Source organism: Allobosea sp. (assembly GCF_035944895.1).
In the GTDB taxonomy this organism is placed as follows: Bacteria; Pseudomonadota; Alphaproteobacteria; order Rhizobiales; family Beijerinckiaceae; genus Allobosea.
Genome location: NZ_DASZAT010000002.1, coordinates 41,921 through 61,675, shown reverse-complemented (window position 1 = coordinate 61,675; position 19,755 = coordinate 41,921). Strand labels below are relative to the sequence as shown.

Sequence of the window (19,755 nt, the reverse complement as noted above, 5' to 3'; positions counted from 1 at the left end):
GCGCTCCGCCGGGAGGCCGTAGCGACTGTCACACCGGCCGCAGCAGGATGTGCTTCTTCTTGCCGAAGGAGAGCTTGACCGCGCCGTCGACGAGGTCGGCCGGCGACAGCGTCGCGCGCTCGTCGGAGACCTGTGCATCGTTGACGCGCAGGCCGCCGGCCTTGATCTGGCGGCGGGCCTCGCCGGTCGAGGGCACGAGGCCGGCGCTGACGAAGGCGCTGAGAACGCCGAGGCCAGCCTTCAGCTCGGCCGCAGGCACTTCGATGCTCGGCAGGTCCTGGGCGGCTCCGCCTTCCTCGAAGGTCTTGCGGGCGGTCTCTGCGGCGGCTTCCGCGGCTTCGCGGCCGTGCAGCAGCGCGGTGGCCTCGGTTGCCAGCACCTTCTTGGCCTCGTTGATCTCCGAGCCGCCGAGCGCGGCGAGCTTCGCGATCTCTGCCAGAGACAAGCGAGTGAACACCTTGAGGAAGCGGCCGACATCGGCGTCCTCGGTGTTGCGGAAATACTGCCAGAACTCATAGGGGCTGAAGAGGTCGCCATTGAGCCAGACGGCGCCGCTGGCGGTCTTGCCCATCTTGGCGCCCGACGAGGTCGTCAGCAGCGGTGTCGTCAGCGCGAAGAGCTGCTTGCCCTCCATGCGGTGCGAGAGGTCGACGCCGTTGATGATGTTGCCCCACTGGTCGGAGCCGCCCATCTGCAGGCGGCAATCATAGCGGCGGCTGAGCTCGACGAAGTCGTAGCCCTGCATGATCATGTAGTTGAATTCGAGGAAGGAGAGCGACTGCTCGCGATCCAGCCGCAGCTTCACCGAGTCGAAGGAGAGCATGCGGTTGACCGAGAAGTGCCGGCCGACATCGCGCAGGAACTCGACATAGTTGAGCTTGAGCAGCCAGTCGGCGTTGTTCACCATCAGCGCATCGGTCGGGCCGTCGCCATAGCGCAGGATGCGCGAATAGACCTTCTTGATGCTCTCGATATTGGCGTTGATCTCCTCGATCGAGAGGAGCTTGCGCTGGTCGTCGCGGAAGGAGGGGTCGCCGACCATCGAGGTGCCGCCGCCCATCAGCGTGATCGGCCGATGCCCGGTCTCCTGGAACCAGTAGAGCATGGTGACCGAGATCAGGTTGCCGATATGCAGGCTGGTCGCGGTCGCGTCATAGCCGACATAGGCCGTCTGCGGCCCCTGCCGGCAGAGCTTGTCCAGCTCCTCCGGATTGGAGATCTGGTGGATCAGGCCGCGCTCGTCGAGCACGCGCAGGAAATCGGACTTGAAGGCGGTCATGACGGTTCTCGGTTCTGGCGTACGGCGCTCTCCGGGGAGAGCGCCGTCAATGCGACCGTAGCGAAGGGGCGCTTTAGGCCTTTTCCTGCTCGCTCTTGATGATCTCGGGCCCGACCTTGCGGTCGAGATAGACGCCGACCTGCTCCATCAGCTGGTCGACCCGGCCGTCGAAGAAGTGGTTGGCGCCCTCGACCACGGCGTGCTCGATCTGGATGCCCTTCTGGGTCTTCACCTTCTCGATCACCGCCATGACCTCCTTGACCGGGGCGACGCGATCCTCCGAGCCATGCACGAACAGGCCGGAGGACGGGCAGGGGGCGAGGAAGGAGAAATCGTAGCGGTTGGCCATCGCCGCGATCGAGAGGAAGCCCTCGATCTCCGGGCGGCGCATCAGAAGCTGCATGCCGATCCAGGCGCCGAAGGAGACGCCGGAGATCCAGCAGCTCTTCGCTTCGGGGTTCAACGCCTGCATCCAGTCGAGCGCGGCGGCGGCATCCGAAAGCTCGCCGGCGCCATGGTCGAACTGGCCCTGGCTGCGGCCGACGCCGCGGAAATTGAAGCGCAGGGCCGAGAAGCCGCGGTTCACATAGGTGTAGAACAGGTTGTAGACGATCTGGTTGTTCATCGTCCCGCCGAATTGCGGGTGCGGGTGCAGGATGATCGCCAGCGGCGCGCCGCGCTTCTTGGCGGGCTGGTAGCGGCCCTCGATCCGGCCGGCCGGTCCGTTGAAAATCACCTCAGGCATTCTGATCCCGCCTCTTGCTGGGCGAAACCGCCGGTGAAGCGGGCCCGAAAGCGGTCATGCGACCGCCGCGTACCCGTTCCACCCTTGACGGCCCCGCCGCTCGCGCCCTACATCAAGCGCTTAGAATGGTTCTAACGGCCGTGAACAAAACTGGAACATGCAGGCGAGGGCCGCTTGCAGTTCCGGCCAGCACGGCTCGGACGGGCGGCTATAGCACGGCGCAGGGGTGCGATTTCAAGCATTTCGTGCCGCGTCTTCGGGCAAGCCCTCCAAAGCGGAGCATAAGCGCAGGTGTTCGCGACGACCCGCAGCTATCTCGACCATAACGCCACGACGCCGGTTCGCCCGGCGGTGGCGGAGGCGATGCTGCGGGCCTTGCAGATGCCGGGCAACCCGTCTTCCGTCCATAGCGAGGGTCGGGCGGCCCGCGGTGCAATCGAGCAGGCCCGCGAGCAGGTCGCGGCGCTCTGTGGCGCTAGGGCAAGCAATGTCGTCTTCACCAGCGGTGGCACCGAGGCCAATGCGACGATCCTGTCGCCCGGCCTCAGCGATTGCAGCGGCGCGCGCGATTGCGTGCGGGCGCCGGTGACGCTGCTGCTCTACAGCGCCAGCGAGCATCCTTGCGTGCGCGACGGCCATCGTTTCCCCGACGGGCAAGCCGAGGCGATCCCGGTCGATGCCGACGGGCTGATCGATCTCGGCTGGCTCGATGAGCGGCTGTCGCGGTTCGCAGCGGAGAAGCCAGGTGAGCGCGCTCTGGTCTCGGTCCATCTCGCCAATAACGAGACGGGCGTACTGCAGCCGGTCGCCGAGATCGTCGCCGTCGCCAAGCGCTATGGCGCGCTGGTGCATTCCGACGCCGTCCAGGCCGCCGGCAAGATCGCGATCGATATCAACGCCTTGGGCGTCGATGCTCTGACATTGTCCGCCCACAAGATCGGCGGGCCGAAGGGTATCGGCGCGATCGTGTTCCGTACCGGCGCTCTGGAGCTCATCGACAAGCCCCTGCGCGGCGGTGGCCAGGAGCGCGGCTGGCGCGCCGGCACCGAGAACCTGCCGGGCATCGTCGGCTTCGGCGTGGCGGCGCAGGAAGCGGGCAAGGCGCTCGCGACCGAGGCGGCCCGTTTGGCTGCGCTGCGCGACCAGCTGGAAGCCCGGCTGATGGCGCTGGCGCCTGATACGGCGATCTTCGGCGCCAGGGCGCTGCGCCTGCCCAGCACCTCCGCCTTCGCCACGCCCGGCATCAAGGCCGAGACGGCGCTGATCATGCTCGATCTTGCCGGGGTGGCCCTGTCCTCGGGCTCGGCCTGTTCCTCCGGCAAGGTCAGGCGCTCGCATGTGCTGACAGCCATGGGTGTCGACCCTGTCATGAGCGAAGGGGCCTTGCGCGCCTCGCTCGGATGGACCACCTGCGAGGCGGACATCGACCAGTTTATCGCGGCCTATGCGAAAGCCCTGGCCGCAAACCCCAACCGGAAGGTTCAGGCAGCCGCCTGAGGCCTTGCGCAAAACCAAGACTGAACCGGCGGGCCCTTGAACCCGCGACTGGAGAGTAGACATGGCAGCGGTCCAGGAGACCATTGATCAGGTCAAGTCGATCGACGTGACCGAGTACAAATACGGCTTCGTCACGGAGCTCGAGGTCGACAAGCCGGCCAAGGGCCTGACCGAGGACACGGTCCGCTACATCTCGGCCCGCAAGAACGAGCCGGAATGGATGCTGGAATGGCGGCTCGACGCCTTCCGGCGCTGGAAGACCATGACCGAGCCGACCTGGTCACGTGTCAACTATCCGCCGATCAACTACCAGGACATCTACTACTACGCCGCGCCGAAGAAGGGCGCCGACCCGAAGTCGCTCGACGAGGTCGATCCGGCGATCCTGGAGACCTACAAGAAGCTCGGTATCCCGCTGCGCGAGCAGGAGATCCTGGCCGGCGTCGCGCCTGAGAACCGGGTCGCGGTCGATGCCGTGTTCGACTCGGTCTCGGTCGTCACCACCTTCAAGGATGAGCTCGCCAAGGCCGGCGTGATCTTCTGCTCGATCTCGGAGGCGATCCGCGAGCATCCCGAGCTGGTGAAGAAGTACCTCGCCACCGTCGTGCCGGTGACCGACAACTACTTCGCCACGCTGAACAGCGCGGTCTTCACCGACGGCTCCTTCGTCTACATCCCCAAGGGCGTGCGCTGCCCGATGGAGCTGTCGACCTATTTCCGCATCAACGAGCAGAACACCGGCCAGTTCGAGCGCACGCTGATCATCGCCGACGAGGGCTCCTATGTGAGCTATCTCGAAGGCTGCACGGCGCCCAAGCGCGACGAGAACCAGCTGCATGCGGCGGTGGTCGAGCTGATCGCGCTCGACGATGCCGAGATCAAGTACTCGACCGTTCAGAACTGGTTCCCCGGCGACGCCGAGGGCAAGGGCGGCATCTACAACTTCGTGACCAAGCGCGGTGATTGCCGCGGCAAGAACTCGAAGATCTCGTGGACGCAGGTCGAGACCGGCTCGGCGATCACCTGGAAGTACCCGTCCTGTATCCTGCGCGGCGACGGCTCGCGCGGCGAGTTCTACTCGATCGCGGTTTCGAACGGCGCCCAGCAGGTCGATAGCGGCACCAAGATGCTGCATCTCGGCAAGAACACGACCTCGAAGATCATCGCCAAGGGCATCGCGGCCGGCAAATCCGACTCGACCTATCGCGGCATGGTCTCGGCTCACCGCAAGGCGACCGGCGCGCGCAACTTCACCAATTGCGACTCGCTGCTGATCGGCGACCAGTGCGGCGCCCACACCATCCCCTATATCGAGGCCAAGACCTCCACCGCGATCTTCGAGCATGAGGCGACCACGTCGAAGATCGGCGAGGACCAGATGTTCTACTGCCAGCAGCGCGGCCTCTCCGAGGAGGAGGCGGTGGCGCTGATCGTCAACGGCTTCGTCAAGGAGGTGCTGCAGCAGCTCCCGATGGAGTTCGCCGTCGAAGCGCAGAAGCTGATCACCATTTCGCTGGAAGGCTCGGTCGGCTGAGCCCGTCATGGTCGGGCTCGTCCCGGCCAGAACGCCTTTTCTTTGCAATTCACATGTCGTGGACGGTCGGCACGGGCTGAGCCTCACGCGGCAGGAAATCGGAACTGAACGATGCTCGAAATTCGCAATCTGGTCGTCAAGATCGCCGACGAGGACAAGCAGATCCTCAACGGTCTCAATCTCACCGTGAACGCCGGCGAAGTCGCTGCGATCATGGGGCCGAACGGCTCCGGCAAGTCGACGCTGTCCTATGTCATCGCCGGCAAGGAGGACTACGAGGTCCTCGACGGCGAGATCCTGCTCAATGGCGAGAACCTGCTGGAGATGGAGGCCGATGCCCGCGCTGCCGCCGGCATCTTCCTCGCCTTCCAGTACCCGCTGGAGATCCCCGGCGTCGCCACCATGACCTTCCTCAAGGCGGCGATGAATGCGCAGCGCAAGGCGCGCGGCGAGGCCGAATTGCTGACCCCGGACTTCATCAAGCAGGTCAACGGCGCCGCCGACAAGCTCGGCATCGACCGCGAGATGCTGCGCCGGCCCCTCAATGTCGGCTTCTCCGGTGGCGAGAAGAAGCGCATGGAGATCCTGCAGATGGCGCTGCTGTCGCCGTCGATGTGCATCCTCGACGAGACCGATTCCGGCCTCGACATCGACGCCCTGCGCATCGTCGCCGACGGCGTCAACGCGCTGCGCGCCCAGAACCGCGGCTTCCTGGTCATCACCCATTATCAGCGCCTGCTCGACCATATCGTGCCTGACACCGTGCATGTGATGTCGAAGGGCAGGATCGTCAGGACCGGCGGCAAGGAGCTGGCGCTCGAGCTCGAGAAGAGCGGCTATGCCTCCTATGGCGAGGCTGCGTGATGGCGATCATCACCCCGCTCAAGACCGCGGCCGAGCAGCAGCTCGTCGAGCAGTTTGCCAATATCAAGGCTGAATTGCCTGGCGCCGGCGCGATGCGCAAGGTCCGTGAGGATGCCTTCGCCGGCTTCGAGGCCAAGGGCCTGCCGCATCGCCGGCTCGAATCCTGGCGCTATACCGATCTGCGCGCGCTCTGGCGCGAGGCAAAGCCGCTGGTCCGCCGTCCGGCGCGGCCGCAGGCGATCGCCGACCGGCTGGCGCTGCAGACCATCGCCGGCCGGCGCTTCGTCACCATCGACGGCGTGTTCAGCGCTGCCGATTCCGATCTGCAGGGCCTGCCCGCCGGCATCACGGCGCGCAGCCTGGCCGAGGCGCTGACCGAGAGCCCGGACGAGATCGCCGCGGCCTTCGCTGTGCCGGAGGTTGCCCGCGACGACGGCGCGCTGATGCTCAACGCCGCCTTCGCCCAGGACGGCGTGGTGATCGAGGTCGCTGATGGCACCGAGCTCGACCAGCCGATCGTCCTGCTGGCGCTCGGTACCGGTGCGAGCGAAGCCTCGATCGTCTCGCGCTCGCTGGTCAGGATCGGTGCCGGCGCCAAGGTCACCGTGGTCGAGCTGCAGGAGAGCGTCGGCGCAGCGCCGGTGCAGATCAACCATGCCACCTCCTTCGTCATCGGCGAGGGTGCCGAGGTCGAGCATGTGCGCATGGTCTCGCGCCAGCGCGCCGAGACCGTTCAGGTGCAGTCGCTGCTGGTCGAGCTCGGCGGCCATGCCGCCTTCGATTCCGTCGCGGTCGCCGTGAACTGTGGCGTGCTGCGCCAGCAGAGTTTCCTGCGCTATGGCGGCGAGCACAGCCGCGCGGGCCTGCGCGGCATCAACCTCTTGCGCAAGCAGGAGCATTCCGATGTCACGCTGGTGATGGACCATGCGGCGGCCCATGGCGAGAGCCGCGAGCTGTTCAAGACCATCGCGGAGGGCGAAGGCACCGGCGTCTTCCAGGGCAAGGTCATCGTCCGTCAGCATTCGCAGAAGGTCGATGGCAGCATGAAGAGCCATGCGCTGCTGCTGAACGACGGCGCGACCATGTTCAACAAGCCGGAGCTCGAGATCTTCGCCGACGACGTGGTCTGCGGCCATGGCGCGACCGTGGCGCAGATCGACGGCGAGCAGCTCTTCTACCTGATGGCGCGCGGCCTGCCGCGGCCGCAGGCCGAGGCGCTGGTGCTCGCCGCCTTCGTCGGCGAGGTCTCCGACATGGTCGGCGACGAGGGCGTGCGCGAGATCGTCGGCCGCGAGATCGATTGCTGGCTCGGCCAGCGCGAAGGTGCACCCAAGCCCGGAGCCGCCTGATGCCTTACGTCAACCTGCAGATCACCAAGGGCGCGACCCGCGCGCAGAAGGCCGAGATCGTCAAGGAATTCACGCAGACGCTGGTCCGCGTGCTCGGCAAGAACCCGCAGGCCACCCATATCGTGATCCAGGAGATCGAGCGCGAGGATTGGGGGCATGCCGGCATCCTCGTTGCCGATCGGCCCACCGAGCCCGCCGGAAAGGCCTGAGATGAACGCGATCGCGAAGCCATACGACGTCGAGACGATCCGCAAGGACTTCGCGATCCTCTCGCGCCAGGTTTACGGCAAGCCGCTGGTCTATCTCGACAACGCCGCCTCGGCTCAGAAGCCCGAGGCGGTGATCGAGGCGATGACGCGGCTGATGCGCGAAGACTACGCCAACGTCCATCGCGGCCTGCACTACCTCGCCAACGCTTCGACCGAGGCCTATGAGGCGGCGCGCGAGAGCGCCCGGCTCTTCCTCAACGCCGCGCATATCGAGGAGGTGCTGTTCACCCGCTCCTCGACCGGGGCGCTCAACACCGTCGCCTCCTCGCTCGGGCAGTACCTCAAGATCCAGGAAGGCGACGAGATCATCCTCTCGCTCCTGGAGCACCATTCCAACATCGTGCCCTGGCACTACTGGCGCGAACGCCACGGCGCCGTGATCAAATGGGCCCCCGTCGACGAGGATGGCAATTTCCTCATCGAGGAATTCGAGAAGCTGATCACGCCGCGCACCAAGGTGGTGGCGCTGACGCATATGTCGAACGCGATCGGCACCATCGTCCCGATCGCCGAGGTTGCGAAGATCTGCCAGGCCTATCGCATCCCGCTGGTCGTCGACGGCTCGCAGGGGGCGGTGCACCTGCCGGTCGACGTGCAGGCGCTAGGCTGCGATTTCTATGCCTTCACCGGCCACAAGACCTATGGGCCGACCGGCTCCGGCATCCTCTGGGGCAAGCGCGAATGGTTGGAGAAGCTGCCGCCCTATGAAGGCGGTGGCGAGATGATCGCGACCGTCAGCGAGGATGCGATCACCTATAACGACCCGCCGCACCGCTTCGAGGCCGGCACGCCGGCGATCGTCGAGGCGGTGGGCCTCGGCGCCGCGCTCGATTACATGATGGCGCTGGGCCGCGAGAACATCGCCGCGCACGAAGCCAGGCTCAACGCCTATGCGATGGAGCGGCTCGGGCAGATGAACTCGATCCGCATCTTCGGCAAGGCGAAGGAGAAGGGCGCGATCATCGCCTTCGAGCTTGCCGGCGCGCATGCCCATGACGTGGCGACGGTGATCGACCGGGCCGGCGTCGCGGTCAGGGCGGGCACGCATTGCGCCATGCCGCTGCTCGCCCGCTATGGCGTGACCTCGACCTGCCGTGCGTCCTTCGGCCTCTACAATACGCTTGAGGAAGTCGATATATTGGTGGAAGCCCTGCGCAAGGCGGAAGAGCTGTTCTCCTGACGCTCCCCCTTACGCCGAACGGACGATTTGCGATGACCGAGACCGTTGCCGAAGACATCAAGCCGAACGCACCGACCATGGGCGCGAGTTCCGGCCTGCCGCCGGAGGAGATCGACCGGCTGACCGACGATATCATCGCGGCGCTGAAGACCGTCTACGATCCGGAGATTCCGTCCGACATCTACGAGCTCGGCCTCATCTACCGCGTCGACATCTCCGATGACCGGCAGGTGGCGATCGACATGACGCTGACCGCGCCGGGCTGCCCGGTCGCCGGCGAGATGCCGGGCTGGGTCGAGAACGCGGTCGGTGCCGTGCCCGGCGTCTCGGGCGTGACGGTCAACATGACCTTCGATCCGCCCTGGGATCAGTCGCGCATGTCTGACGAGGCCCGTGTCGCGCTCGACATGTGGTGAGCCGGGCCGGACAAGCCCCCGAGACCGAATGAAGGCCGCTGCCCAGCAGCGGCCTTTTTCATGAGCGCTGTCGGTCAGAAGCCGAAATTGAAGCCGGCCCTGACGATATCGCCGGCGGTGCGGGTCCGCATCGTCGCGTACTGATTGGGCGCCAGCCCGGTGAAGTCGCGCAGCATCATCCGCTTCTGGCCGAGTTCGTAGTGGGTGTAGTCGAGCCGGACCGTCATGCCGGGCGCCATCGCATATTCGACGCCGCCGCCGAGCGCCCAGCCGCTGAGGATGCCGGAGCGCGAGCCGCTGGCCGCCGAGGTGGTCTGCAGGTTGTCGGGCGTGATCGAGCCCTTCTGGTCGACGAGGCCGTAGGCGTAGCCGCCGGTGCCGTAGATCAGGAAGTCCCCGAGCACGACGCCGGCGCGCACCCGCACCGTGCCCAACATCGAGAGCTCGTTGCTGGAGCGGGTGGTGAACTGCGTGCCGGGATTGACGGACGTGCTCTTGCTGCCGCCGAGGTTCGTGGCCGAGAGGTCGGCTTCGGCGCCGATCACGACCATGCCCATCTGGTAGTTGAAGCCGAACTGAGCGCCGCCGACCGCGCCGGCGCCATCTGGTGTCAGGCTGCGGGGGACTGCCGAGGGGTTGATCGCCCAGGGCGCGAGCGTCGGCGTCCCGGCCACCGTGGTGGCCGTGGTGTCGGTCGCGTTGGCCGTGGTGGCGGTTGTTGTCGTGGTTGTCGTCGTGGTCGTGGTGGAACCCAGATCGACAGTCGTCGACGTCGTCGTTGATGTCGTCGTGGTCGTGGTCGTGTTCGTCGTGTTGGTTGTCGTGGTCGTCGGCGTCACCGACGGGGTGCCATAGGGTCCGTTGACCGTCGTGCGCCCGCTTTGCTGTCCGCCGCCGAGCGAACCGCCGACATAGAAGCCGGTCCAGCGCGGCTGGGTCGGCAGGATGACGGGAAGGGGCGGCGCATAAACGGCCGGTGCCGACTGGACGGGGCGTGGCTGTCGTGGCGCGCCCGGCCGGTTGGGCGAAGGCGAGCGCGGCGTGTAGTCGGCGCGGCGGACGCGCGGCTGCGGCTGGAGAGCCGGGCAGACCGGGCAGGTCTGCGCGACCTGGACGCGGTTGCGGCTCGGCGCGCTCGCGGCCAGGCGCAGCGCCTCGTTCTCATGCTGCGAGCCCGGATAGAGGCGGGCGAAGAGTTTGAAGGATTCGGCATCGCCGGCGAGCACTGTCTCGGCCCAGGCCGTCTCCTCGATCCGTTGCGCCAGGATGCGATGCAGCCTCAGCGCACTCTGGTCGTCCGGGTTGATGGCAAGGGCGCTCCGATAGATGTCGCGGCGGTCCCAGGCGATGGCGGTGCGATAGGCGTCCGCGGGCGCCATGGCGCGCAGCGTCGCTGCGGTCGGGCGAGCCGCGAGCGGGACGGCGCCGGCGGCTACGGGAGCGCCTGCCGGCTGTGCCGGGGCGGAGCCGGCCGCGCGCTGGAAGAAGCTGACATCGGTGATCAGCGAAGAGGTGTCCCAGGGGATCTGGATGCCGCTGGTGGCGTCGTAGACGGCCAGGCGGATGCGGCGGAAGACCTGCTCGATCGGCAGCCCCGGCTCGCGCGCCTCGCGCAGGAAGGCGGTGGTGAACGGGCTGTTGGCGCCGGTGCCGTCGGCCGCCGTCGAGCCAGGCGAGGTCGCGAAGGCGACAAAGGTGCCGCTGCTGGAATCGACGCGAGCGAGGCCGGCTTCGCTGCGAATGCCCTCGTTGGCGCCGTCGACCATCTGGAGCGCCAGCCCGCGCGACAATTCGCGCGCGGCGAAGGGGTTGTTGCGGCAGGCGTCGAGGATCGCGATCTTCGACCTGGCGCCGGCAGCGTCGAGCTTGCGCAGGATCTCGGTGAGCGAGAGCGACTGGTTCGGGATGTTCGCGGAGGTTTCCACGCGGACATCCGTCGGCAGGATGTAGTTGGCGCCGTCGAGCTGCACGGCGTGGCCGGCATAGTAGACGAGGGCGGTCGCGCCTGCGCCGCCCTGCTTCACCTTCTCGACGAAGACGTCGAGCGCGCTGCGCAGGCCAGCGAGCGAGAGGTCGGTCGCGGCGGTGACGTCGAAGCCGGCCTCCTGCAGCATGGCGCGCGTCGCGTTGGCGTCATTCAGGGCGTTTGGCAGCTTGGCGATGTTCTGGTAGGCGCCATTGCCCATGACGAAGGCGAAGCGCCTTTGCTGGGCCATGGCAGGCGATATTGCGAGAGCGAGGGCGCTTGCGATGGCGACGAGCGCCAACAGGACGCAGATGGATAGCCGCAGGCCAGTCCGCATGGCGCCTCCTCGGCGGCCTGGCCCGGAGCTCAGCCGCTGCTGATTCGTCTCTTACGCTTACCCTTAGCAAGGCAGAGATTAGCGGCGATGCGGTTATTATGAGAACAACAAATTGCCGCCTGGCGGCCTTCGTTTCGACTCTGTGAGCAAATTGCCACCGGCTCAGCGCTCGATCCGCTGCGCCGCGCCGGGTCAGGGTTCACGGAGGACGCGGAAACCGTTGGTATAGAAGCGCACATCGCTCTCGTATTTGAAGCGAGCCGCTGAGCGCAGATAGCGCGGGTCGTTGTTGAAGGAGCCGCCGCGGAGCACGCGTTCGCGGCAGCCGGCAGGCGCGTAGGCGCTGCCGTCGCGGGGCACAGCGCGATAATTCTCGCTCCAGCAGTCGGCGACCCATTCGGCGGCGTTCCCGGCCATGTCGCGCAGGCCGAAGCGGTTCGGCGGGAACTGGCCGACCTCGCTCGCCTGCCGGCGCGGCTGCGCGTTGCAGCCGAGGCAGTTGGCCATCTCCTTGTCGGCCGAACTGCCCCAGGGATAGCTGGTCGTCGTGCCGGCCCGGGCGGCGTATTCCCATTCCGCCTCGGTCGGCAGCCGGTATTTGCGCCCGGTCTTGTAGGACAGCCAGACGAGATAGGCGTTGGCGTCGTTCCAGTGAATGTCGGTGACCGGGCGCTTGCCGCGGCCGAGATTACGGTCGCTCGGACGATGGCTGCAGCCGCCCTCGGCGACGCAGGCATCCCATTGCGCGAAGGTGACCTCGTCGGTGCCGAGATAGAACGGGCGAGCGATGGTGACGGCGTGCACCGGCTTCTCGAACTCGAACATCTCGTTCGAGCCCATCTCGAAGCTGCCGGCCGGGATCAGGGAGAGTTCAGGGCAGTCATCGCAATCGCGCATGGTCCGGGCTTGCGTGGCGCTTGCGGGGGCCGGGGCAGAGGATGGCGCGGGTGGCTGCGTCGCTGCCGTCCGCTGGGCCCTGAGCGACTGCTCGCGGGTGCGGGCGAGCCCGGCGAAGCGGCCGTTCGGATAGGCGTCGAGATAGGCGCGGTATTCGTCCGGATTCCGGCTGTCCTTGATGGTCTCCCAGAAGGAGAGCTCGTAGGGGCCGAGCTGGTCGGATTGCGGGCCGGGAGGCGGTGGCGCGGTGGTGATGGCGCGGGTGGTGTTGAGGGCGGTGGCGACCGGCCGGCCGATCGGCGTGACGATGAGGCCGGCCGGGGGCATCGAGGACAGCCAGAGCTGCTGCGAGCGCCGTGTCGCGCGGCTGACGGCGTCGCGCGTGCGGGTCAGGGCCGTCGTCATGTCGAGCCCTGGCGTGCGGATCGCCTTCAGCCATTCGTCGATCGCGGGATCGGTGCGGCCTTGCGTCTCGGCCACGGTCCTTCCCGGCGCCGCCGGCGCCATGATCGCGACCGTCTCGATCCGCTCGATGGGGGCGAGCCCCTTGCCGCCGCCGAGCCCGGCCTGCCAGGGATTGTCGCGCGCCGCGTCGAGCACGACCACAGCACTTGCCGGCCGGCTGACGATCAGCGCATCGAGCAACTGGTCGAGGTCGATGGTGTCGCGTGCGACCTCGGCCGGGCCGCGCGGCGCGGCGTCGACCGGGACGAGGAAGTTGCGGCCGCGCGACTGCACGGCGTGCCCGGAGTAGAAGACGACGATCTGGGCGCCGCGCGCGAGCTTGCCGCGGAAGGTCGCGATCGCGTTGTCCAGTGCGGGCCGGTCGGCGTTCTCGATGCTGACGAGGTCGAACTCGCCCTGGCGCAGCACATCGGCGACGGCGCGGGCGTCGACGGCGGCGTTGGCCAAGGGCGCCGCGCGATAGGCGGCATTGCCGACGACCAGGGCGATGCGCGGCGGCTGGCCGTCGCCGCCCTGGGCGAGGGCCGGAGCAAACGGTGCGAGCAGGGCCAGCACGGCGGCGGCGAGGCAACGATACCATGACATGGCGTTCATCCTTCGCTGCGGCCTTTCGCTTGGCGGTGCGGCCGCGCCGCTTGATCCCTCATCTGACGTAGACTGTGATCTTCTGAGACATAACCGGCGGCCGATGCGGCGTGTGCGTGTGATCGCCGAGCAGCAATTGCAGCGTATGCGTCCCCTTGGGCAGCGTGACCACCACTTCGGTCTGCCCGTTGCCGAGATGGATATTGTTGTAGTCGGACGGGATCGGCTGGTCAGGTGGGCCGGGATCGGTATCGATCAGCAGGTGGTGATGGCCAGTGCCGGGCCTGTCGATGCCGGCAGGGGCGACGCCCATCTCCTTCAGCCCGATCCGCACGGTGAAGCGCTCGGGCACGCGCAGGCCGTCGAGCGGGTAATGGAAATAGACCATGGCGTTGCGCGGAGCCGGCTGGCGCGGACTCGCGGTCTGGGCGCTGAGCAGCGAAGGAGCGAGAAGAAGCGCGGCGAGCAGTGCGAGGCCTGGCCTGACCATGGCCAGTCGCTTGGTCAGGGCAGTCATCGGCGTGCCCTCCGCTTGGCGGGAGCGCCGATATAGACGGTGATGCGCTCGGACATGATCGGCGGATCGTGCGGGACGTGCTGGTCGTCGCCGAGGATGAGTTGCAGCGTATGCTCGCCCGGTGGCAGCGTGATCTTGCGCTCGGTCTGGCCGTTGCCGAGATGGATGTGGTTGAGATCGGCCGGGATGGCGGCGTCGAGCGGCGGCGTCGGCACGTCGATCAGCAGGTGGTGGTGGCCGGTGTTGGGCCTGGCGATGCCGGCCGGGGCGACGCCCATATTGCGCAGGCCGAAGCGGATGGTCGAGGTCGCGAAGATGCGCGTGCCGTCGCGCGGATAGATGAAATAGACCGCGGCGTCGTTGGGCGCCGGCGTCCGGCCTGAGGCTGAGCGGGCAGGCGGAGGTGCAGCGGTGGCCGGGGCCGTAACCGACGCCTGCTGCACCCGCACCCGGATCTTCTGCGACATCACCGGCGGATCGTGCGGGACATGCTCATGGTCGGCGAAGAGGAGCTGGAGCGTGTGCTCGCCGGGCGGCAAGGTGAGCTCGGCTTCCGTCTGGCCGCGGCCGAAATGCAGATGATTGAAATCGCTGGGGATCTCGCGATCGAGCGGCGGCAAGTCGGTATCGATCAGGAGATGGTGATGGCCGGCGTTGTCCTGCCTGGTGCCGGCAGGGACGATCGCGATGTTCTCCTGGCCGAAACGGACGAGCGAGCGCGGCGGGATCACGGCGCCGTCCTGCAGGCCGAGGAAGAAGACCTTGGCATTGGGCGCCGCGGCCGTTCGCGGTTTCTCCTCCGGCGCGGCCATGACCTCGACGGTGATCTTCTCCGAGATCACCGGTGGGTCGTGCGGAACATGGTCGTGGTCGGCGAAGAGGAGCTGGAGCGTATGGCGGCCGGGCGAAAGCAGGATTTCGGCCTCGCTCTGGCCGCCGCCGAAATGCAGGTGGTTGAAATCGCTCGGGATCGGCTGTCCGAGCGGCGGCAGCTCGGTATCGATCAGCAGATGGTGATGGCCGGTGTTGCGGCGTGCCGTGCCGGCCGGCGCGATCTCCATGCCTGAGATGGCGAAGCGGATCGTCGCCTTGCCGGGAATGCGGGCATTGTTCTGCAGATCGATGAAGGAGAGCTTCGCGCCTGCGGGGGCGGGGCTGCGCGCCCGGACGCGCTCCTGTGCGAAGCCCATGGAGATGGAGGCGGCGAAAACAGCCGTAACCCCGACAATGAGCTTAAGTCGAAGCCCCCGCATCGGCGCTCTTCCTCGCGGCGCGTAACGGCCGTAAAGTTAGCAGCGGGCCGGGTCGGGAGCAAGCAAACCGCCTGTCACGACAGGCGGATAAGTCTGGATTTTCAGGGTCACTTTCTTTAGGGTGACGCAGGGAATGGTGCCATGATCGTAGCCGTCAGATTTTGTGCACTGATCGCTCTTCTTGCCCAGCTCGTCGCAATGCCGGCGCTGGCGCAGACGCAGGAGCGCCGCGTCGCTTTGGTGATCGGCAACTCTGCCTACAAGAACGCGCCCGCTTTGCCCAATACGCCGAACGATGCGCGCGACACGGCCGACGCGCTGCGCAAGGTCGGCTTCGAGGTGGTCGATGGCATCGATCTCGACAAGCGTGGCATGGATGCCGCCGTGTCACGCTTCGCGCGCCTCGCGCAGGATGCCGACGCGGTGATGTTCTACTATGCCGGCCACGGCTTCCAGTTCAACGGCGAGAACTTCCTGGTCCCGGTCGAGGCCAAGATCGATGACGAGGTCTCGGTTCAGTACGAGACGGTCAAGCTCAGCGAGGTCACGACGGCACTGGGCTTTGCCAAGGGCGTCAAGATCATGGTGCTCGACGCCTGCCGCAACAATCCCTTCCTCGCCCAATTGTCGAAGAAGTCGACGACGCGCAGCATGTCGGTCGGCTCCGGCCTCGCGCCGATCGTGAAGGCGCAAGGCATGGTGACCGCCTATGCGACGCAGGCCAACGATGTCGCTGCCGACGGCGCCGGCCGCAACAGCCCGTTCACGGCGGCGCTGGTGCAGGAGATCCAGCAGCCCGGCCTCGAGATCGCGACCATGTTCCGCCGCGTCCAGAAGGCGGTCTACGATTCCACCGGTGGCAAGCAGACGCCGGAACTCTCGCTTTCCCTGCTCGGCGATTTCTACCTCAATCGCGAGGAGACCGACGCCGACATCTGGAAGCGCCTGCGCAGCAGCGACAACGTTGCCGAGATCAAGGCCTTCATCCAGCGCTTCCCGACCAGCTTCTTCGCCGTCGATGCCAAGACCCGGCTCGACCTGATCGAGCGCCGTGGCCTTGCGACGGGAGAGCGCGAGAAGCTCGAGCAGGAATTCGCCGCGAAGGAGAAGGCGCTGCTCGACCGTGTCCAGCAGGCCGAGAAGGACCGTTCCAAGGCGGCGACGGACCTTGCCGGTCGCGATGCCGGCAAGACCGCCGACACCGAGCGCGCTGTGCCGAAGCCGGGCGAGGTGACGCCGGCGAAGCAGGCCGATGCGAATGAGCGCGACCGTCTTGCCAAGGAACTGGCTAAGAAGGAGCAGGAGCTCGCCGCGCTCGAAGCGGAGAAGGCCAAGCTGTCGCAGGAGCGCGAGGAGCGCGAGAAGGCGGTGGCGACGCGGATGAATTCCGGTGGCGTGACCGAATTGCCGGCTCCGCAGAAGCCGCTGCTGCCGGCGGTTCCCGGCACGCGCCCGCAGCGGCAGGAGCCGCGCGAGGTCAAGCAGCCGCGCGTCGTGCTCGACCGCAAGTCGACCGGCATCCTGACCGGCGGCGTCGAGGCTGCTCCTGAGCCGCGCAATACCAAGCGCCGGCCGGGCGGTGGCGGCACGGTCGACTGCACCGACGCCCTGATGCGGGCCCAGCTCGGCGATGGCGGCAGCGTCCCGAAGAACTGCCGCTGACAAGGTTGCGAAGCGGTCTTCGCAGCCGGCGAAGGCCAGACATCGCCTCGGACAGGATGCAATTGGGGGCTTCGATGCGTCGTTCTCCGCTCGCCTGCATGGTCTTGCTGGGGCTGCTGGCTTCGCCGGCGGCAGCGCTGGCTCAAGCCCAGCCGGCTCCGAGCCCGGCCCCGGCGGCGGCTCCGACACCGATCCCGTTTCCGCAGGCGCTGGAGCGGGCCGCCAACGACCTGTTCTCCAAGGCGCAGGTCCAGGGAGAGCGCATTCCGCTGGTGATCGACCCGCTGATCGACGGCATCTCCGGTGCACAATCGACCTCGACACGCTCGATGCAGCAGAGCCTGATCGAGCTGGTCGGCAAATCCTATCCACGCTTCCAGGTGCAGCCGTTCTCGGCCGAGGCACTGGCGCGCAATCCGGCGGTGCTGGTCGGGACCTTCACCGCTGTGAACAATGCAGGGGATGCGAAGGGCGCACGCGATGCCTACCGGATCTGCCTGACGCTGCTGGACATGAAATCGAAGCGGGTGGTGTCGAAGGGCGTCGCCCGGGCCAAGCCGGAAGGCGTCGACGTCACGCCGACGACCTATTACCGGGACTCGCCGATGTGGTCGAAGGATCCGGCGACCGAGGCCTATATCAAGACCTGCCAGGGCACGAAGCTCGGCGATGCGATCGATCCGCTCTATGCCGAGCGCCTCAACGTCGCGGCGCTGATCAATGACGGCATCCTCGAATACGAGGCGCGGCATTATCGCGAGGCGCTTGCCTTCTACCGGACGGCGCGGACATTGCCGGGCGGCGACCAGCACCGCGTCCGCATCGGCGCCTATCTCTCCAGCAGCAAGCTCGGGCGCAAGGACGATGCAGTCGAAGCCTTCGGCGATCTCGTCGACAGCGGCCTTTCCGGCAACCAGCTGATGGTCAAGCTGCTGTTCCAGCCCGGCTCGACGCAGTTCATCGCCAATCCCCAGATCACCGAGCCCTATCCGATGTGGCTGAGCCAGATCGCGACCCGCGCCCAGCAGAAGGGCGCTTGCATCGAGATCGTCGGCCACACCTCGCGCACCGGCCTGCCGCAGGTCAACGAGCGGCTCTCGGTGCTGCGGGCGCAATATGTGATGGACCTGCTCCAGGCCGGAGCGCCCGACAGCCGTGGCCGCATGATCGCGAGCGGGCGTGGCTTCAACGAGAATCTGGTCGGCACTGGCAAGGACGATGCCAGCGACGCGCTTGACCGCCGCGTCGAGTTCAAGGTGATCGGCTGCTGATCGCGCCGAAAAATCCATAACGATACGAACGGGATAGACGGAATTTCTCGATGAACGACATGGCCATGAAAGACTTGGCGACGAACCCTTATGACGCGGTCGCCTATCCCGGGCACGCCTTCTCGCAGACGCACCCGGCGCATCTGGCGACGATCGCGCATATCCATGGCATGAACCCGGCGCCGACCGCGACGATGCGGGTGCTGGAGCTCGGCTGCGGCAGCGGCGGCAATCTGATCCCGATGGCGCTGCAATGCCCCGGCGCCAAGCTCGTTGGCATCGATCTGAGCGGCCGGGCGATCGCGCGCGCAACGGCGGAGGCCGCGGAGCTGGGGCTGAGCAATGTCAGCTTCGAGCAGCGCGACATCATGGCCGTGACGACGGAGCTCGGCCAGTTCGACTACATCCTCGTCCACGGCGTCTATTCCTGGGTGCCGCAGCCGGTGCGCGAGCGGATCATGGCGCTCTTCGGCGAGCTGCTGGCGCCGCAGGGCATCGCCTATGTCAGCTACAATGCCCTGCCGGGCTGCCGGCTGCGCGACATCGCCCGCGACGTCATGCTGTTCGAGACGCGCGAGATCGACGATCCCGTCGAGAAGGTCAGGGTGGCGCGGGCGGCGATCAAGCGCTTCGCCGAGGCGACCGATGCCGAGACCTTCCATGGCGCGGCGCTGCGCGAGCGGGCCAAGCAGATCGAGGATATCCCGGACAATGTCCTCTACCATGACGATCTCAACCCCGGCGCGCGCGCCTTCGCCCTGCACGAAGTCCTTGCGGCGGCAGAGCCCCACGGGCTGCAATTCCTGGCCGAAACCTCCTTCCCGAACAATTTCGGCGGAGCGCGCGGGCCGGCCCAGCAGGTGCTGAACGCGATCCCGATCTCCGAGCCGCTGCGGCAGGAGCAGGCCCTCGACCTGCTGATCGGCCGCTGCTTCCGCCAGACCCTGCTCTGCCGTGCCGATGTCGCGCTGCATCGCGGCCTCGCCGGCTTCAGCTTCGCGCCCTATCATCTCGCCGCCAATGTCCAGGAGGAAGTGGACAAGGTGGATGAAAAGCGGCCGGGGGCTGTGAGCTTCCTGTTCGCCGATGGCATCCGTCTTGCCGTCGACCTGCCGGCGGCCAAGGCGGCCTTGCGGGCACTCGGCCGGACCTGGCCGGGCAATATCCGCTATGACGAGCTGGTCGCCCTGGCGTTGCAGGAGGCCGGGGGCGGTTCCGATCGCGAACGCGAGATCGAGCGCCTGAACGAGGCGCTGACCGCGATCTACCGGGCCGGCCTGATCGAGGTCGGCCTGGAGCCGCATCGGCTGGCGACGCGGATCAGCGAGCGGCCGGTCGCCAGCCGCCTGGCCCGGCGCCAGGCGCTGGCCAGCCACGAAGTCACCGATCTGCGCCATCGGGCCGTTGCGCTCGACGGCGTGGTGGTGCGCAAATTCGTCAGCCTGCTCGACGGGACGCGCACGCAGGCGATGCTGCTCGACGAGCTCAACGCCTTCCTGAGCGAAGCGCATGCGTCGGGCCGAGGCGGTCCGGCCCTGCCGAAGCAGGCGACGGCGGCGGAGGTCGACATGCATTTGAAGGATGTCGCGCGGCTGGCTCTGCTGGCAGGCTGAGATGTCGAGGCTTGCCGAGGCCACGCCGGCTGCGTATGGCGAGGCGCGGCAGCAGC

The 19,755-nt window shown here is 67.1% G+C and carries 16 protein-coding genes; 10 read left to right on the top strand and 6 right to left on the bottom strand.

Features of this window, described 5'->3' with window-relative positions; translation table 11 throughout:
* Positions 1-28 precede the first annotated feature (28 nt).
* The gene (gene tyrS / locus VGV58_RS00500; RefSeq protein ID WP_326872001.1) at positions 29-1,279 is read right to left on the bottom strand and encodes a tyrosine--tRNA ligase; all 1,251 of its coding nucleotides are present in this window, start codon (positions 1,277-1,279) and stop codon (positions 29-31) included.
* A gap of 73 nt (positions 1,280-1,352) precedes the next feature.
* Positions 1,353-2,024, bottom strand: a complete 672-nt coding sequence (locus VGV58_RS00495; protein WP_326872000.1) for an alpha/beta hydrolase — start codon at positions 2,022-2,024, stop codon at positions 1,353-1,355.
* A gap of 291 nt (positions 2,025-2,315) precedes the next feature.
* Here VGV58_RS00495 and VGV58_RS00490 point away from each other — a divergent pair, with 291 nt between their 5' ends.
* From VGV58_RS00490 to VGV58_RS00460, 7 genes are all read left to right on the top strand, one after another.
* On the top strand, positions 2,316-3,521 hold the full coding sequence (locus tag VGV58_RS00490; protein ID WP_326871999.1) for a cysteine desulfurase family protein: 1,206 nt from the start codon (positions 2,316-2,318) through the stop codon (positions 3,519-3,521).
* 61 nt (positions 3,522-3,582) lie between these two features.
* On the top strand, positions 3,583-5,055 hold the full coding sequence (sufB, locus tag VGV58_RS00485; RefSeq protein ID WP_326871998.1) for a Fe-S cluster assembly protein SufB: 1,473 nt from the start codon (positions 3,583-3,585) through the stop codon (positions 5,053-5,055).
* A gap of 111 nt (positions 5,056-5,166) precedes the next feature.
* Positions 5,167-5,919 carry a Fe-S cluster assembly ATPase SufC gene (sufC, locus tag VGV58_RS00480; RefSeq protein WP_326871997.1) on the top strand — a complete coding sequence of 251 codons (753 nt, stop codon included), beginning with the start codon at positions 5,167-5,169 and terminating at the stop codon, positions 5,917-5,919.
* Positions 5,919-7,268, top strand: coding sequence for a SufB/SufD family protein (locus VGV58_RS00475; RefSeq protein ID WP_326871996.1), 1,350 nt, complete (start codon positions 5,919-5,921; stop codon positions 7,266-7,268). The genes sufC and VGV58_RS00475 overlap by 1 nt, the downstream gene beginning before the upstream one ends.
* Complete coding sequence (locus tag VGV58_RS00470; RefSeq protein ID WP_326871995.1) at positions 7,268-7,477, top strand: tautomerase family protein; 210 nt, start codon at positions 7,268-7,270, stop codon at positions 7,475-7,477. Before VGV58_RS00475 ends, VGV58_RS00470 begins: the two co-directional genes overlap by 1 nt.
* 1 nt (position 7,478) lies before the next feature.
* Entirely contained in the window at positions 7,479-8,717 is a 1,239-nt protein-coding gene (locus VGV58_RS00465) for a cysteine desulfurase (RefSeq protein ID WP_326871994.1), read from the top strand.
* Positions 8,718-8,794: 77 nt separating this feature from the next.
* On the top strand, positions 8,795-9,133 hold the full coding sequence (locus tag VGV58_RS00460) for an SUF system Fe-S cluster assembly protein (protein ID WP_326872131.1): 339 nt from the start codon (positions 8,795-8,797) through the stop codon (positions 9,131-9,133).
* 74 nt (positions 9,134-9,207) lie between these two features.
* Here VGV58_RS00460 and VGV58_RS00455 read toward each other — a convergent pair whose 3' ends face one another.
* The 4 genes from VGV58_RS00455 to VGV58_RS00440 form a co-directional block, all read right to left on the bottom strand.
* Positions 9,208-11,436, bottom strand: coding sequence for a caspase family protein (locus tag VGV58_RS00455; protein WP_326871993.1), 2,229 nt, complete (start codon positions 11,434-11,436; stop codon positions 9,208-9,210).
* A 192-nt stretch (positions 11,437-11,628) separates the two neighbouring features.
* Complete coding sequence (locus tag VGV58_RS00450; protein ID WP_326871992.1) at positions 11,629-13,383, bottom strand: SUMF1/EgtB/PvdO family nonheme iron enzyme; 1,755 nt, start codon at positions 13,381-13,383, stop codon at positions 11,629-11,631.
* A gap of 58 nt (positions 13,384-13,441) precedes the next feature.
* Positions 13,442-13,900: a DUF4399 domain-containing protein gene (locus VGV58_RS00445; RefSeq protein WP_326871991.1), complete on the bottom strand. Its 459-nt coding sequence runs from the start codon at positions 13,898-13,900 to the stop codon at positions 13,442-13,444.
* Complete coding sequence (locus tag VGV58_RS00440; RefSeq protein WP_326871990.1) at positions 13,897-15,090, bottom strand: DUF4399 domain-containing protein; 1,194 nt, start codon at positions 15,088-15,090, stop codon at positions 13,897-13,899. The genes VGV58_RS00445 and VGV58_RS00440 overlap by 4 nt, the downstream gene beginning before the upstream one ends.
* A gap of 204 nt (positions 15,091-15,294) precedes the next feature.
* Between VGV58_RS00440 and VGV58_RS00435 the strand changes: the two genes are divergently transcribed.
* The 3 genes from VGV58_RS00435 (at position 15,295) to VGV58_RS00425 (ending at position 19,699) form a co-directional block, all read left to right on the top strand.
* Positions 15,295-16,815: a caspase family protein gene (locus VGV58_RS00435; protein WP_326871989.1), complete on the top strand. Its 1,521-nt coding sequence runs from the start codon at positions 15,295-15,297 to the stop codon at positions 16,813-16,815.
* A gap of 74 nt (positions 16,816-16,889) precedes the next feature.
* Positions 16,890-18,086 carry an OmpA family protein gene (locus tag VGV58_RS00430; protein ID WP_326871988.1) on the top strand — a complete coding sequence of 399 codons (1,197 nt, stop codon included), beginning with the start codon at positions 16,890-16,892 and terminating at the stop codon, positions 18,084-18,086.
* A 59-nt stretch (positions 18,087-18,145) separates the two neighbouring features.
* Positions 18,146-19,699: a methyltransferase domain-containing protein gene (locus tag VGV58_RS00425; protein WP_326871987.1), complete on the top strand. Its 1,554-nt coding sequence runs from the start codon at positions 18,146-18,148 to the stop codon at positions 19,697-19,699.
* The last annotated feature ends 56 nt before the right edge of the window (positions 19,700-19,755 follow it).